The 15,705-nt window shown below is 61.3% G+C and carries 13 protein-coding genes; 9 read left to right on the forward strand and 4 right to left on the reverse strand.

The features are described from left to right. Positions 1 to 1,064: 1,064 nt before the first annotated feature. Positions 1,065 to 1,973: a LysR family transcriptional regulator gene (locus PspCFBP13509_RS30985; RefSeq protein WP_027608660.1), complete on the reverse strand. Its 909-nt coding sequence runs from the start codon at positions 1,971 to 1,973 to the stop codon at positions 1,065 to 1,067. A gap of 204 nt (positions 1,974 to 2,177) precedes the next feature. Between PspCFBP13509_RS30985 and PspCFBP13509_RS30990 the strand changes: the two genes are divergently transcribed. Both PspCFBP13509_RS30990 and PspCFBP13509_RS30995 read left to right on the forward strand, forming a co-directional pair. Beyond that, positions 2,178 to 2,576, forward strand: coding sequence for a helix-turn-helix domain-containing protein (locus PspCFBP13509_RS30990; protein ID WP_065925179.1), 399 nt, complete (start codon positions 2,178 to 2,180; stop codon positions 2,574 to 2,576). Positions 2,577 to 2,634: 58 nt separating this feature from the next. Further along, positions 2,635 to 5,397, forward strand: a complete 2,763-nt coding sequence (locus PspCFBP13509_RS30995; protein ID WP_137213173.1) for an ATP-binding protein — start codon at positions 2,635 to 2,637, stop codon at positions 5,395 to 5,397. On the opposite strand, the gene PspCFBP13509_RS31000 is transcribed toward PspCFBP13509_RS30995, so the two are convergent. Further along, complete coding sequence (locus PspCFBP13509_RS31000) at positions 5,344 to 6,867, reverse strand: winged helix-turn-helix domain-containing protein (protein WP_137213174.1); 1,524 nt, start codon at positions 6,865 to 6,867, stop codon at positions 5,344 to 5,346. The genes PspCFBP13509_RS30995 and PspCFBP13509_RS31000 overlap by 54 nt on opposite strands. A gap of 95 nt (positions 6,868 to 6,962) precedes the next feature. Further along, complete coding sequence (locus PspCFBP13509_RS31005) at positions 6,963 to 7,913, reverse strand: GlxA family transcriptional regulator (RefSeq protein WP_137213175.1); 951 nt, start codon at positions 7,911 to 7,913, stop codon at positions 6,963 to 6,965. A gap of 181 nt (positions 7,914 to 8,094) precedes the next feature. On the opposite strand from PspCFBP13509_RS31005, the gene PspCFBP13509_RS31010 reads away from it, so the two are divergent. Next, positions 8,095 to 8,817, forward strand: coding sequence for a pirin family protein (locus PspCFBP13509_RS31010; RefSeq protein ID WP_027608665.1), 723 nt, complete (start codon positions 8,095 to 8,097; stop codon positions 8,815 to 8,817). A 145-nt stretch (positions 8,818 to 8,962) separates the two neighbouring features. Next, positions 8,963 to 9,466, forward strand: coding sequence for a phage infection protein (locus PspCFBP13509_RS31015; protein ID WP_137213176.1), 504 nt, complete (start codon positions 8,963 to 8,965; stop codon positions 9,464 to 9,466). A gap of 62 nt (positions 9,467 to 9,528) precedes the next feature. Here PspCFBP13509_RS31015 and PspCFBP13509_RS31020 read toward each other — a convergent pair whose 3' ends face one another. Next, complete coding sequence (locus tag PspCFBP13509_RS31020) at positions 9,529 to 10,533, reverse strand: quinone oxidoreductase family protein (protein WP_137213177.1); 1,005 nt, start codon at positions 10,531 to 10,533, stop codon at positions 9,529 to 9,531. A gap of 101 nt (positions 10,534 to 10,634) precedes the next feature. On the opposite strand from PspCFBP13509_RS31020, the gene PspCFBP13509_RS31025 reads away from it, so the two are divergent. The 5 genes from PspCFBP13509_RS31025 (at position 10,635) to PspCFBP13509_RS31045 (ending at position 15,557) form a co-directional block, all read left to right on the forward strand. Next, on the forward strand, positions 10,635 to 11,498 hold the full coding sequence (locus PspCFBP13509_RS31025; RefSeq protein ID WP_137213178.1) for a LysR family transcriptional regulator: 864 nt from the start codon (positions 10,635 to 10,637) through the stop codon (positions 11,496 to 11,498). Positions 11,499 to 11,818: 320 nt separating this feature from the next. Beyond that, positions 11,819 to 12,547, forward strand: coding sequence for a winged helix-turn-helix domain-containing protein (locus PspCFBP13509_RS31030; RefSeq protein WP_065925173.1), 729 nt, complete (start codon positions 11,819 to 11,821; stop codon positions 12,545 to 12,547). Next, on the forward strand, positions 12,540 to 13,244 hold the full coding sequence (locus tag PspCFBP13509_RS31035; RefSeq protein ID WP_137213179.1) for a hypothetical protein: 705 nt from the start codon (positions 12,540 to 12,542) through the stop codon (positions 13,242 to 13,244). The genes PspCFBP13509_RS31030 and PspCFBP13509_RS31035 overlap by 8 nt, the downstream gene beginning before the upstream one ends. 31 nt (positions 13,245 to 13,275) lie before the next feature. Continuing rightward, positions 13,276 to 13,923: a winged helix-turn-helix domain-containing protein gene (locus PspCFBP13509_RS31040; protein ID WP_065925171.1), complete on the forward strand. Its 648-nt coding sequence runs from the start codon at positions 13,276 to 13,278 to the stop codon at positions 13,921 to 13,923. Positions 13,924 to 14,165: 242 nt separating this feature from the next. Beyond that, entirely contained in the window at positions 14,166 to 15,557 is a 1,392-nt protein-coding gene (locus PspCFBP13509_RS31045) for an undecaprenyl-phosphate glucose phosphotransferase (protein ID WP_065925170.1), read from the forward strand. Positions 15,558 to 15,705 lie beyond the last annotated feature (148 nt).

Below are 15,705 nucleotides of genomic sequence, written 5' to 3' on the forward strand. Positions count from 1 at the left end.
GGTGTAGCTGCGGCGGGTTTGCTGTGACATAGGTGCCTCCAAGGTTGCGATTAAAATATCGCTTCTTGGCGTCCGCTGCGAGGGAACAAGTCCAGCAAAAGGCCTTCGCCCCACCACTCGGTACCTCGCCTAGGCTCGGTATGCCCGAACGCAGGCTTGAATCCGTGGGCCGCCGTCATGGGCCATCCCTGGCCCAGGACGGCTAACCCGGCGTCCTGCCGGGTTACCCACGGATTCAAGCCTGCGTTCGGCCAGCGTGGTTGACGGGGCGCCTAGGATCAAGATCAAAAGCCAGAGCAAAAGCAGAGCAAAAGCAGGCTGAGGTCTACCTGCTGGATGGAGATCCAAATGTGGGAGGGGGCTTGCCCCCGATGAGGGAGTGTCAGTTGATGGATTTGGTACTGACCCACTGCAATCGGGGGCAAGTCGAATCGTCGCACCGCCCCTCCCACATTTTTAACCCAGTACACCAGACCCAACTCCGGTCGGCTCTAAGGCCGCCGCGCTTTGGCTTTTGATCTCAAATCGCCCCGTCAAACACGCTGGCCGAACGCAGGCTTTGGAGCGTGGGTAACCCGGCAGGACGCCGGGTTAGCCGCGCTGGGCCAGGGATAGCCCGTCGTGGCGGCCCACGCTCCAAAGCCGGAGTGAGGGCACACCGAGCCTAGGCGAGGTGCCGAGTGGTGGGGCGAGGACCTTTTTGCTTACTTTTGGGTCCCTCCAAAAGTGAGCCGCCGTAAGGGCGGAACCCTAAGCCGCCGTTACCGCAGCAACGGATATGTACTCGCTAAAACTCCAAAAAAACGGTCGGCCCGAAGGCCGCCACGGGAGCAAGCTCTTATAGAACAAAATTTATCTCATTAATTTTAAAAATAAATTATTTGCCGATTTATCGGCATGTTCTCTGCGCGAAAGCGCAGCCTGTTTACAGGCTGGGCGGCCTCCCTCGCCACAGACCGCTGAAAGAAGTTGTGTAGATACTTATGCTCATCGGGGGCAAGCCCCTTCCACATTTCTACCGAGTACACCCGGAACAACTCCGGTCGGTCCAGAAGCCACCAAGCTCACCCCCCTCCCGCCATATGCTGCGCAATCCTGCCCCTCAACCACCGCTCCGCTGGGTCATTGTCATGCACCCCACTCCACACCATCGACAACTCCGCCGCGTCGATCGCAAACGGCGGATCCTCTGCCCGCAGCGCCGTGCCCTCGGTCAACGCACACGCCGCATAGTCCGGCACCGTGGCAATAATCTGCGTACCGGCCAGCAGCGCCCGCAAGCCACTGAACTGCGGTACCGCCAGCACCACCCGCCGGGCACGGCCGATACGGGCCAGGTCCAGGTCGATATTGCCGCTCAAGTCCCCCGAGAACGACACCATCGCATGGGGCCGTGCGCAATAATCGTCGAGGGTCAGCGGTTCGACGCCGTCATCCCCGCGCAGCACCTTGCAGGGAATGTCCCGCAGTTTCCTGCGCTTGGCATTCGCCGGCAGTTCAGTGGTGTAGCTCACGCCCACCGAGATCTCGCCACTGGCCAGTAATGCGGACATCAGCAGGTAATTGGCGCGGCGTACCACCACGATAATGCCCGGCGCTTCTTCGCGCAGTTGGCTGAGCAACGGCGGGAACAGGCCGAACTCGGCGTCGTCGGACAGGCCGATGCGGAACACCGCACAGCTGGTGGAAGGGTCGAAATCCTTGGCGCGGCTGACTGCGCCTGAAATGGTGTCCATGGCCGGTTGCAGCTCCTTGAGTATCGCCACGGCGCGTGGCGTGGGCTCCATGCCCCGGCCGTTGCGCAGCAGCAACGGGTCGTCGAACAAATCTCGCAGCCGGCCCAATGCCGCACTCACCGCCGGTTGGCCCATGAAGAGCTTTTCGGCGACCCGGGTCAGGTTCTTCTCGAACATCAGCGCTTCGAAAATCACCAACAGGTTCATGTCGACGCGGCGCAGGTCGTTGCGGTTCATGGCGGTATCCAAACGGTTAGCAGGCTGCCAGCTAAGCAGGAAAAACACTGCCTGGATTGCATGCCTGTGCTGTCTTTTTCGTGACCGAACCTGGCGAAATTAACAACGATTAACTCGCCAGCCAGACGGTGCGGCGCCAAAAATGAGCCGGTCTACACTGCATCCATTCACCGGGAACGCTCCCATCGACTGCGGATATTCGTCATGGCCCGACCTGCGTACTGTACTCCTCGCTTATCCGCTACCGGCGGCCTGTGCCCCCGGCGCGAGCGGATCGCCAAGCAATTGATCCTCGCCAACCTCGGTGAAAGCCTGGCGATTGCCGACCTGGCCCAGGCCTGCGCCCTGTCGCGCAGCCATTTTTCCCGCGCATTCAAGTGCACCACCGGGCTGTCGCCCCAGGAATGGATACGCCAGCAACGCATCCAGCGGGCCAAGGAACTGATCACCGGCTCCTCCTTGAGCCTCACGCAAATCAGCCTGGAGTGCGGGTTTTGCGACCAGGCGCATTTCTGCCATATGTTCACGCGCAGCGAGGGCGTCAACCCGATGACCTGGCGAAATCACCAACTGCGTCACAAGCCTCAAGAGATCGCTGCCTAGTGGTCTGCATGCACCTGGAATATGCTGGCCGCTTACTTTTCCCAGAGCATGGCCACCCATGAGTGCCCCACGCGACCAGGCCGTACATTTCGGCCCTTACCGTATCCACCCGCACCAGCGCCTGGTGCTGGAGGCCGGTCGCCCATTGCGCTTGGGACGGCGGGCCGTGGACATCCTGCTGATCCTGCTGGAGCAGGCCGGCACGGTGGTGAGCAAGCAGGAACTGATCGCCCGGGTCTGGCCCAAAAGCGTGGTGGAAGACGGCAACCTGCGGGTGCACATGGCGGCGCTGCGCAAGGCCCTGGGCGATGGCCAGGCCGGGCAGCGCTATATCGTTACGGTGGCCCAACGTGGCTACAGTTTTGTGGCGCCACTGAGCATCGAGCCGATGAGCCTACCGACCGAAGGCGCCCCCCAACGCCCGAGCCACAACCTGCCGCTGCGACGCACGCGCATGCTTGGCCGCCAGGCCCTGATCGACAGCCTGGTACAGCAGCTGCCCGAGCAGCGCTTTATCACCCTGACCGGCGCTGGCGGCATCGGCAAGACCACCGTCGCCTTGCGCGTGGCGGAATTGTTGATCGGCCATTACCGCGACGGTATTCGCCTGCTGGACCTGGCGCCCCTCAGCGCGCCGTCGATGATCCTGCCCAATCTCGCCGCGCTCCTCGACCTCACCCACACCGAGCACGAACCGTTGCCCGTGTTTGCACGCCGCCTGCAGGAGCACCAGTTGCTGCTGGTGATCGACAACTGCGAACACCTGCTGGACGACATCGCGCTGATCAGCGAGGCCCTGCTGCGCCACGCGCCCCAATTGCACATCCTCGCCACCAGCCGCGAGGCCTTGCGCGCCGAGGGCGAGTCGGTGCAGCGCCTGGAACCCCTGGCCTGCCCGCCCGCCACCGGTAACCGCGCTCAGGCCCTGGGTTATCCAGCCCTGCAACTGCTGATCGAGCGGGCCATGTCCCATCAGGACAGCTTTGAACTGAGCGAAGCCGAACTGCCCCTGGCCATTGATATCTGCCAACGCCTGGACGGCATTCCCCTGGCAATCGAGTTGGTGGCCGCGCAGATCGAGCGCTTCGGCCTGCCCGGCCTGCTGGTGCAGATGGAAGACAACTTTCGCCTGCTCACCCGTGGCCGACGCAGCGCCCTGCCCCGCCATCAAACCTTGCGTGCCACCCTGGACTGGAGCTTCGAATTGCTCACCGGCTGCGAGCAGATCTGTCTGCGTCGCCTCGCGGTGTTCCGCGGTGGTTTCAGCCTGGCCAGTGCGGCGGCGGTAATCGCCGGGCAACAGGTTGCACCGGCCGAGGTGCTGGGTTCGATCACCCAGCTGGTGGCGAAATCCTTGCTCAATGTGGAGGCCGGGGATGACGAGGTGATCTATCGCCTGCTGGACATCACCCGCACCTATGCCCTGGAAAAACTCAGCGTTGCCAATGAACTCGACGCCACCCGTGAACAACACGCCAGGCGCTGCCTGGTGCTGATGAACCAGGCGCAGGACGATTGGGAACAGACCGCCACCCAAACCTGGATCGACCGCTATGCGCCGCTGCGCGAAGACATTCGTGCCGCCCTCGACTGGGGCCTGGGCGACCAGGGCGTGCACCTGCTGGGCATTCGTCTCACCGTCAGCGCCATGCCGTTGTGGCAGGAGCTGTCGCTGCTGCGCGAACACGGCCTGTATGTGGGCAAGGCACTGGCGCGGCTGGGGCAATCGAGCACGCCGAGCCCGCACTTGAACATGGCCCTGCAGTTGGCCTTCGGCAGTTTTTCCTATCACATCCAGGGCGGTACGCCGCAGACCATCGAAGCCTTTGCCCATGCACGGCGCCTGGCCGAAGCCGACAGCAACCTGGTCGGCCAACTGCGCGCGGTGTCGGGGCAAATGGCGGTCAGCCTGTGTGGCGGCAACTACCGCGAGGCCCTGGAACAAAGCCTGCATTTCGACCGGTTGGGACCTCAGGCCGAGCCGTTGCTGGCCCTCAGCGCCCAACGCCTGAGGGTGCTGGCGCAGCACTTCGCCGGCAATCAGATACTGGCGCAGCAGAATGCCGAACAGGTGATCCAGCGCATGGCCCAGAGCGGCCATCTCAACCGGTTTACCCACGGCTTTGGCGTGCAGTACGACCAGAGCGTGGCCTCGTTGACCATCCTCGCGCGCATCCTGTGGCTGCGCGGTTTTCCCGAACGTGCGTGGCGCACCGCAAGCCAGGCGCTGGAGTTGGCGTTGCAGATCAACCACGGCACATCGATTTGCTACACCCTGGCCCTGGCTGGGGTGGTCATCGCCCACTACAACGGCGACACCCTCGCAGCCCGCGACCAGTTGGACCTGCTGCTACAGCAGGCGCAAAAGCATTCGGTGCAGTTGTTCCACACCTGGGCGCAATGCTACGAAGGCACGGCGCAGATCGCCGATGTGCAGGGATTGGGGCTGGTCGCAGACATCCTGGTGACCTTCAACGCCCGTGCAGTGGATGAGGCCTTGTTCGAACGCGCCCGGAGCGGTGCGGCCGGCTGGTGCAGCCCGGAGATCCTGCGCGTGCGCGCCGAGGCCATGGCCGATCCCCACGGGGCCGAGGCGCTGCTGCTCGAAGCCCTGGGCCTGGCACACCAGCAAGGCGCGTTGGCCTGGGAACTGCGCTGTGCGGACTCCTTGGCGCGGCTGTGGCAACAGCAGGGTCGTGTGCAGGCTGCTCGCGACCTGCTGGGTTCGGTCTACGCGCGATTCAGCGAAGGCTTCGACACCCAGGACCTAGTCCGCGTACGCCGCCTGCTCGACGAGTTGCAGGACAAACGGCCGGCCTGAAAACGCTCCCAGGTAATGCCCATAACCCTGCTGCAAACGCGCCACCTGCTGCGGGTTACGCAGGAGTGCCAGGCCATAGCTGCGCACGCTGTTGAGCAGACGATAGCGCGGATAACCCGGACCGGGTTCGAGGCTCAGCAGCGAGGTGCCGACCAGCCGCCCGAGCAGGTACGACAAATCGGCGTGTTCCAGCTCGGTGCCGGCCACCAGCTTACCCAGGGTGGGCAAGGTCACAGCCATCTTGAACAGGCTCAGTTGCAGGAACAGCCAGCGCTCCGGCAGGCTCAGGCGCTCGTAGGTCCAGTCCAAGGCCGCGGTCAGGGATTGGTGGCGCTCCACCGCTGTGCGGCGGCCCCGGGTCAGTACCTGCAATCCACTGTGCAACTGCGCCTTTAAACCGCGCACGCCCAGCGCGTCCACTTGGGCGGCCGCCAGTTCAAGGGCCAGGGGAATACCGTCGAGGCGCCGGCAGATGTCCCGCAATGGCGCCAGGTCCTGTCGGCGCAACACAAAGCCCTGTTGGCCGGCACACGCCCGGGCGACGAACAGTTGCACGGCGGGGAACGCCATGGCCTGTTCAACACTGCCCAGCGCCGACGGCGCCGGCACGCCCAGCGGGGGCACGCGCAGCACCCATTCGCCTGGGGCCTGCAACGCTTCGCGACTGCTGACCAGCACGCTGACCTGGGGCGCATTTTCGCGCAGCGCCCGCAAAAGATGTCGACAGGCACCGAGCAGCAGGTCGGCGCCGTCGAGTACCAGCAGCAATTGCCGGGAGACCAACTGGCGGCACAACTGCGTGACACTGCCGCCGGGTTCCAGATGCAGGATCGTGGCCAGATGGCGCAGCATCATCAGCGGCGCCTCCACCGTGGCCAGGTCGACCCACCACACACCGTCGCGGTAGCGCGGCAACACGCGCTCGGCCAGGGCCAGGGCCAAGGTGCTCTTGCCCACGCCGGCGCACCCGGTGAGGGTCATCAGGCGCTGCCCGGACACCCGCCGCACCAGCACGCCCAGCAGTTCATCGCGACCGATCAGCGGGCTTAGCCGGGGGGCAAGGTTATGCCGGGGCAGCACCGCGGCAGCCGCGACCCGCACGGGGGCGGCGAAGCAGTAACCGCGCTGGGGGTCGTTGATAATCAAGCGTTGCCCGTCAAGGGCACGGCGCAGTGCGGCGATGTGCACCCGCAGGTTGTTCTCTTCCACCACGCTGCACGGCCAGACCCGCTCGATCAGGGTGGCCTTGCTGATAAATTGCCCTGGCGACTCCAGCAGCACCGCCAGAATATCCAAAGCCCGCCCGCCCAACGGCACCGGCCAACCCGCCTTGCTCACCAGCCGCTGCTGCCGATGAAAGGCATAGTCACCGAAGCGCACCGTGCTATCCGCGTCAATCGCCTGAGGCATATTCATGTCTGCAATCGCGCTGAAACGCCCGATCTTGGGCTTCCGCGCATCCTTTTCCATGGGCTCGACCTTATCTTGCCAGCTACCTGTAACAGGGCAATGCTGGCACAGGGAGCGATACGGACAATCGGGTGCGCGAGACGGACATCCTGTCGTTAACTGAACTGCTGGCGATATTGGGTCGGGTTGAGGCCGAGTTTTTCACTGAATAGAAAGCGCATGTGCCGCACGCTGCCGAAGCCTGCGTGGAACGCCACGGTCTTGAGCGGCAGGTCGGTGGTTTCCAGCAGTTGCCGGGCGCGGTCGATGCGCGCGCCCTGCAGGAAGGCCATGGGCGTCATCTGCACGTCCTTGGCGAACAACCGGGCAAAGTGGCGCGGGCTCATGCCGGCCAGCTCGGCCATGGACTCGATGGTAAAGGGCTGGTCCAGATGGGCGAGCACATGGTTCTGCACCCGGGTGACCGCGGTTTCCTGGGGTGCCACGGACGCGGTCATCGGGCTGAACTGGGCCTGGCCGCCCTGGCGCTTCATCACCACCAGCAGCACCTTGGCCACATCCACCGCCACTTGCTTGCCATGGTCCTGGGCGACGATCGACAGCGCCAGGTCGATACCGGCGGTGACCCCGCCCGAGGTAATCAACCGCCCGTCCTGCAGGTAGATGCGATCCGTCTCGACGATGGCCTTGGGGAAGGCCTTGATCAGGCGCTCGGTGTAGTGCCAGTGGGTGGTCACGCGGCGTTCGTCGAGCAGCCCGGCGTGGCCCAGCACAAAGGCGCCGGTGCAGATCGAGCCGAAGCGCCGCGCCCGTGGCGCCGCCGCCTTGAGCCAGGGCAGCAGCGCCGGATGGCATTCGTTATAGGCACCCGGGCCGCCGGGCACCAGCAGCAGGTCATAAGCTGCCCGGGCCTGGTCCAGCAGCAGGTCAGTCTGGACCAGCACCCCATTGGAGGCGCGCAACGGACCGGGCTCGGTACCCAGGGTGAGGATCTGGTAATGCTCCGCCGCCGGCAGGTAGCGGTTGGCAATGGAAAACACTTCGAGCGGCCCGGCCATGTCAAGCAGGAGGAAGTCCGGGAACAGCGCCATGGCCACGGTTTTCATACGGGAAGCATCCATCGAGGGGAAGAAAGCGAAAGGCATTATGGCATGGCTTTTACTGTCAATCTCAAGGAGACAGTTATTCAAATTTCAGCTTCTTAATGAATTTTCAGGTTGCCAGTAACCTTCTTCTCAACGCAAGCGCCCTGCATCTCGCAGCCCGCGCTCACTTGAGGACAAGACCATGCTGACCCTTCGCAAAGCTTCCGAACGCGGCGCCGCCAATCACGGTTGGTTGAAGTCGTTCCACACCTTCTCGTTCGCCAACTATTGGAACCCCGATGAACAGGGTTTTTCCGACCTGCTGGTGATCAACGACGACCGCGTCGCGGCCGGCAAAGGCTTCGGCCAACACCCGCACCGCGACATGGAGATTTTCTCCTATGTGCTTGAAGGCGCCCTGGAACACAAGGACACCCTGGGCACCGGCTCGGTGATTCGCCCCGGCGATGTGCAACTGATGAGCGCCGGCAGCGGCGTGGCCCACAGCGAGTTCAACCACAGCCAGACCCGTGGCGTGCACTTCCTGCAAATCTGGATCGTGCCCGCCGTGGCCGGTGCCGAGCCGCGCTATCAACAGGAGCACTTCAGCGCGGCGCAGAAACAAGGGCGCCTGCAACTGATCATCTCGCCGGACGGCAGCGACGGCTCCCTGACCGTGCGCCAGGACGCCCGGGTGTACGCCGGGCTGTTCAACGGCGACGAAGCCGCGACCCTCGACCTGCCGCCGGATCGCCACGTGTACATCCATGTGGCTCGGGGCAGCGTGGACATCAACGGCCAGCGCTTGCAGGAAGGCGACGGTGCCCGAGTGCGCGATGAGCGGCAAATCCGCCTGAGCCAGGGCCAGGATGCCGAGGTGCTGGTGTTCGACCTGCGCCCTCAGGAACGGCCACAGATGCCGTGACCGGCTCGGCGATGGCCCTTTGAAACGGGCCATCGCTGGCATCGATAGTCACCATCAGCCCAATGAAGTTCTCTTAAAAAATGCAACGCGTAACATCAAACCCATACCAGGCAACACCCAACTAAAACACTCGGAGCACACCATCATGAAACGCCAAATCTTGCTTAGCCTCGCTTTCTCGGTACTCGCTGCAAACGCATTTGCCCACCCTGTTGTTGCTGAAGGCGGCGCGGATCGCCTGATCGAAAGCCGTGTTGCTGAAGGTGGCTCGGATCGCCTGCTGGAACGTCGTGTTGCCGAAGGTGGCTCGGATCGCTTGCTGGAACGTCGTGTTGCCGAAGGTGGTGCTGATCGCTTGCAGCAACGCGGTATTGTTGAAGGTGGCGCTGATCGCCTGCAAGGCAACCGCGTCGCCGAAGATGGCGCCGACCGCCTGCAAGGCAACCGCGTCGCCGAAGATGGCGCCGATCGCCTGCAAGGCAACCGCGTCGCCGAAGGTGGCGCTGATCGCCTGCAAGGCAACCGCGTTGCCGAAGGTGGCGCTGATCGCTTGCAGGAACGTGGCCTGGCCGAAGGCGGTGCCGATCGTTTGCAGCAACGCGGTATTGTTGAAGGCGGTGCCGATCGCCTGCTGGACAACCACGCTTAATCCCGCACTGTTCGCGGGGCACCCCAAACCGGCCTGATCAGCCGGTTTTTTTTCGTCTTCAATTAATGCAGGTCGCGGTCCACCCACACCACAGCCTTGCCGATCTGTTGCCGCGCTTCGATGCGCTCATGTACCTGATGCAGCGTTTCCAGCGTGTAATGCCCTTCGATAGCCACCGTCAACGTACCTTCGAGCATCGCCGCAAATACCGCGTTGGCACGTCGTTGTACGGTGGCGCCGTCGGCCATATGGTCGGCCAGCCGGGGGCGCGTCAAAAACAGCGAGCCCGCCTCCCCCAGTTCCATCGGGTCGAGATCGGTCAACGAACCCGAGACATTGCCGTAGTTCACGATCAGGCCGCGCGTGCGGCAGGCGCGGAAGCTGTTACGCAGGGTGCTTTTGCCGAGCGAATCGAAGACCACATCCACGCCCTGCCCGCCCGTGGCCTCCAACACCCGCTCGGCAAATCGGCCGCCGTCATAGACCCAGGCCTGGTGGGCCCCGCGCTCGTGGGCAATGGCGCATCGTTCAGCGGTGCTGCCGGTGGCGAACACCGTGGCGCCTGAGCGCCGGGCCATCTGTACCAGCAACTGGCCGATGCTGCCGCACGCAGCGTGGACCAGGCAGGTGCTGCCGGCCTGCAACCTGGCGACATCCTCGATCAAGTAGTGGGCGGTACAGCCTTGAAACATCGCCGCAGCCGCCTGATCGAAGGCGATGGCACCGGGAATCTGCGCCACCCTGGCCGCGGGCACCAGGGCGTACTCGGCGAAGGCGCCCCAGGCAATGCACCACGCCACCCGGTCGCCGACGGCCAAATGGCTGATGCCTGCGCCGACTTCCACCACCACGCCGGCGCCCTCCATACCCAAGGTGCAGGGCAGGCGCACCGGATAGGTCGACGACTGCGCATATTTGCCCTGGCGGGTATGGATATCCATGAAGTTGATCCCGGCGCACGCCACCTTGACCAGCACATGCCCGGCCAACACCTGGGGTTTGGGGACGTCATGGCGCAATTGGGCGACTTCAGGGCCGCCGTAGGTTTGCAAGGTAATGGCTTTCATCGGGGACAACTCCATGTGCACTGGGAAGCGGCCATGGTAAAAGGACGCTCTCAGTAGGAAAATTCCCCAAAGCCTCCCAACCTCCGTGCGGAAATAACCCAATGTTCGATTGGCAGGACCTGTATTACTTCACGGTACTGGCACGTAGCCAGTCGTTGTCGGCGGCCGCCCGCGAGTTGCAGGTGGAGCACGCCACCGTCGGGCGCCGCGTCGATGCGCTGGAAAAAGCCCTCGGCGTCAAACTGGTGGACCGCCTGCCGCGCAGCCGCCCGCTGACCGCGCAAGGCCTGGCATTGGCGGAGTTGGCGGCGGGCATGGACGAAATGGCGACGCAGGTGATGCGCCTGTCGCGGGTCGCGTCGATCGAAATGGCCGGCACGGTGCGGGTCAGTTGCCCGCCGTCTATCGCCCACTATTGCATTGCGCCCCATATAGCGCGGCTGCGCGCCCACTACCCGCAGTTGAACCTGGTGCTGATGCCGTCGACCCAACTGGCCGCGCTGGACAAAGGTGAAGCGGATATTGCCCTGCGCACGGTGCGTCCCGATGAGGAAGCCCTGGTACGCAGGAAAGTCGGCGTGGTGCGCTTCGGGCTGTATGGCCCGCCGACGTTCCAGCAATTGCCGGCTGCGCAGTGGACGTTCATCGCCTACGACAGCAGCCGTGACCACCTGCCCCAGCAAGCCTGGATGCACCAACTGCGCGGCGGCCGTGAGATCGCGTTTGCCGCAAGCGACCTGGCCACCCAGCAAATGGCGGCCAGGGCCCAGGTCGGCGCGGTGGTGTTGCCGACCCTGGTGGGCGATCACGACCCGCTGCTGGTCAGGCTGCCCACTGCGGTCGAAGGCCCTTTACGTGATATCTGGCTCACGGTGTACCCCGACATGCGCCGCTCGCCGTCCGTGAAGGTGGTCATGGAGTTTCTGGTGGCGTGCATCGAGGCCGAAGTGCAGTTGCGCCGTTGAGCCCATCCGAGGGGCCGGCCGCCAACCTTCGGGGCGCTCTGCAGGCGTTTTTCCGGTCTGAGAAGGTCAACGCTTAAACCTGCACCCGTCAAAAAAATCGTTGGAACTAAAATACTTATCGAGCATTAAGAGTTTGCACTAGGATATGTGTAAGTCGGTACAACCTCCCATGAAATATCCCCCTATTACCCCCTGCGCTCGTAAAAACCAAGTGGTGAATGTTAAAATTTGTCACGTTTTAGCGGAATCAATTCGATTAGTATCTAAACGCTAGCAGCGATTGAACTGACGGCCTTGCATGCCGGAAAAGGGAGTAGGTGATGCATTTTTCCAACGTCCTCGCTATTGCACGGACTCAATCGAAATCAGAGGACTTTCGGGCGCTTTTAGTTCGCACTGTAGCGAATAATTTAAAAGTCGATACACGTTGCTACGGTCAACTAATTGACACCCAGGAAAGCCACGTACATTACCGTGCCATCATTATAGAAATTGATACACCCTCCGCCAGCAATCTGAGCCTGGACATAATAAAAAAAGCGCGAACTGAAAACCCCGACTGCACGATATTCGTCGTGATCACCTTTGCGTCGACCCTGAGCAAAACAAAATACTACCTGGCTGGCGCCGATTACTGCATCAAGGCGATCGAAACTTCACCCGAAAAAAAGTTGAATCTGTTTGATGCCTTTCTCAGTGAAAGCGCTCGACTCAATCAGTGCGACCTGATTCTCGACCAAGACCGCATGTGCCTGTATGGCGACGGGAAAAAGTTGGAAATATCCTTCGTCGAAATGAAAGTATTGGAAGCGCTTATTCAGAACCGACTGCTCAGTCATAATGAGATCGCCCGTGTCATGGGACTTAATACCAAGTACTACGACTCCCGTGCACTGGAAAAATCCATCAGCCGTTTGCGCAGTAAAATCAAGGCGCACTACGGTGAAAACATCATCCAAAATATTCGCGGTTATGGTTATAAACTCAGCCGGGGTCTTATTTGCGCCAGCCATTTCCAACCCACTAAGGAGGGGCCGAGCCGTGAATAGTGAAAAAACGCCCCCTGTACATACCCCGCACTTCAAGATCATCAGGCAAGCCATCGTTGATCGCGGTCATGCCTGGTGGGGCAGCGAAATCAGCGTAGCGGATGGCGTTGATCCCGAACAACTTGAAAGTGCCTGCACTGAGGCCTTGCGCCATATCCACCCACCGCGCAAAACGCCTAAGGCGGTCAGCCCGGCGACGAGTCATACGCTTCTGCGCATGGGTCAATCGGCCCTGATGAACGAGGACATCCTCAAGGCGATCATTCAGGCCGCGCGGGCATTGGAAGACCACAAACACCCCTTCACCCTCAGTCTCGACAACCCACTGGACGCCCTGCCCGGTCCGGTAGAACGCCGGGCGATGGTGCGTCAGTTGTATAAGTTGAAAGACCATAGCGGTATCACGTTGGCCTACAACAACTACAGACTCGATACAAAGCCGGCAGACCTGCTGGTCGACCTCGAGCTCTACGACTATATAAAAATGCCCTTTCCGGATTCTGCCCTCAGGCTCAGCCTCAACACGCGTTCGGACCTGTTCGACCGGCTTTACGATCACATGCTGGAACTGATCAGTGCCTGCAGGGTCTGCTTCATCGCCGATCAGGTCGAGTTTGCCGACAGCGCCATGCTGGCTAAAAACTTGCCGTTCGAATACTTTCAGGGCGGCTATTACTCCCCCGCTGACTGCCTTTAACAACTGCATCTTCCTGATATGGGTGGACCCTATGAGTTCTTTCAAGAAACACGCCTTCGCTCCAACACTTGCGTCTATCGCACTGCAGGACTTCACGCCCAACGCAGAGTTCTTCTATTACGATGTAAACGCCCCGGCGACCACGGACCCCGCCGATACAAATCCGGCGTTTTCCCAACCACAGATCACCCCGCATTTTAATACCTACATTATTACCCACACCCTCAACTTGCCCTCACAATCGTTTAACCCCAAGCGGCAAGAATCCAGAATGCCAACCGCCAAGGCCCCTGACAGCGCACCGAATAACCATACGCGTACTCAAGAGATCAGCGCCGAACGAACGCCACTGTATCCACAGGATTTCTGGCTGCTCACCCAACATGATCGAGCACTGGTCAAGGGCGGCCTGCGCATTTCATTGACCACTATTGAATCGGCGCTGATTAAAAAGATGCTGCACCATGAAGAACGCGTGGTCAGCAAAGAAGAGTTGATCCGTAATATAGGTCGTGAACCCGATTTATACCGCGGATTGGAAATGTGCCTGAGTCGTTTGCAGGAAAAGTTCAAGCGGGTCAACGACGGTGAACGCCTGTTTCGTGCGGTAAGAAACCGTGGTTATTGCCTGACGCAAAAAATCAAAAAGCCGCTCGAGCTTAGTCAGCCACGCCGTTAACAAAAATAAAAACAACCCAGACTTTTTAATTCACCCTGCCTATTAAAAACTCTTCTACCTGCCCTTTTATAACATCCACTTCGCCAGACCCTCCTGACCTTGTTATAAGTCGTCAGCCACTGCCCCCTGCCGTTCATTACTATCAATGGGCACACGCCTGCGCGTGCCTGTCGTTTATAAAAGTTAACCGTTAACCCTTAACGCCTGCCACCACGTGCGCGGTCATCACCGGGAGCAGAACTATGCTTAATAACACTAGAATGCATCGCAACCTGACCCCCAGGGGTTTGACGTTCTGGGGACAATGGACACTCGCATCGAGCTTAGTTGTTGCACTGTTATTTACGCTGGTTATCTTGAAGACTGGCCAACTGGAGTATTACTACCGCGTCCTGGCCGCCTTTACGATATTGGCCTCTCTCCCGGCGTATACCTTGTGCGATGTCTACAGCAAGAAAGATGATTATGCCGTGGGCCTTGGACGCTTGTTCATGGGCTGGCTGTTAACCATGGGTATATTGTTTGCCGTGGGCGTAGCCTGTCATGCCAGCGCACTGTTCCCTGTGGAAACCTTATTACTCTGGGCGGCGGTCAGTTACCCGTTATTGGCACTGTGTTACATACCGCTGCACAGCCTGTCCCGGTATTACCACCGCCAACTTCACGAACGCCAAAAATCATTGATCGTGGGCACTGGCAAGCTTGCGGTGGACCTGGCCAGGACCCTCTCACGGCAAAAACGCTCGCCCCTGGTGGGTCTGGTCGGCAGCCGTGCCGAGGCGACCGAGGATGCGCAAGCGCAGATCCTCGGCGAGCTGCCGCAACTGCCCCAATTGATCCGGCAACACGGCATCCGCCGGCTCTACATCACCCATTCATTGCAGGACGCCACCCACATTGAGGCGTTGTACCTCAACCTGCTGGAGATCAGCGTGGATGTGATCTGGGTGCCCGACCTCAATAACATGCTGCTGCTCAACCATTGCGTGGCCGAAGTGGATGGGCTGCCGGCGATCTACCTCAACGAAAGCCCGCTGACCAGCCGCCCCACCGCTGCACTGAGCAAGTCGCTGCTGGACAAGAGCCTGGCTGCTCTGGCGATCATCGTGCTGAGCCCGCTGCTGTTGCTGGTCGCCCTGCTGATCAAGCTCACCTCCCCCGGCCCGGTGATCTTCAAGCAGGACCGCCACGGCTGGAATGGCGAGGTGATCAAGGTGTGGAAATTCCGCTCCATGCGTGTGCATGACGACCATGAGGTACGCCAGGCCAGTCGCAACGATTCACGCATTACGCCGGTGGGCCGGTTTATCCGGCGTACCTCCATCGATGAATTGCCGCAGCTGTTCAACGTGCTGCAAGGGCACATGGCCCTGGTCGGCCCACGCCCCCATGCGATTGCACACAACGACTACTACTCGGGGAAAATCCGCGCCTACATGGCCCGCCATCGGATCAAACCCGGCATCACCGGCCTGGCGCAGGTCAATGGCTGCCGGGGCGAGACCGAGACCCTGGAGAAGATGCAACAGCGCGTCGATATCGACCTGCGCTACATCAATACCTGGTCGCTGTGGCTGGACATCAAGATCCTGTTGAAGACGCCGTTTACGCTGCTGTCCAAGGACATCTACTGACCCCCTGCGTAGCAAGGCTGCGTCAGCGGTGTGCCTGGCAGACCGTAAACGCAGCCTCGCCGCGGCTCGACAGCTGCTACGAGTGCCAATCCCCATCACCACCTCACCCCCGTAGCAGCTGCCGAGCGCAAGCGAGGCTGCGTCAGCG

It is taken from the genome of Pseudomonas sp. CFBP13509 (genome assembly GCF_005233485.1).
GTDB classification, from domain to species: domain Bacteria; phylum Pseudomonadota; class Gammaproteobacteria; order Pseudomonadales; family Pseudomonadaceae; genus Aquipseudomonas; species Aquipseudomonas marginalis.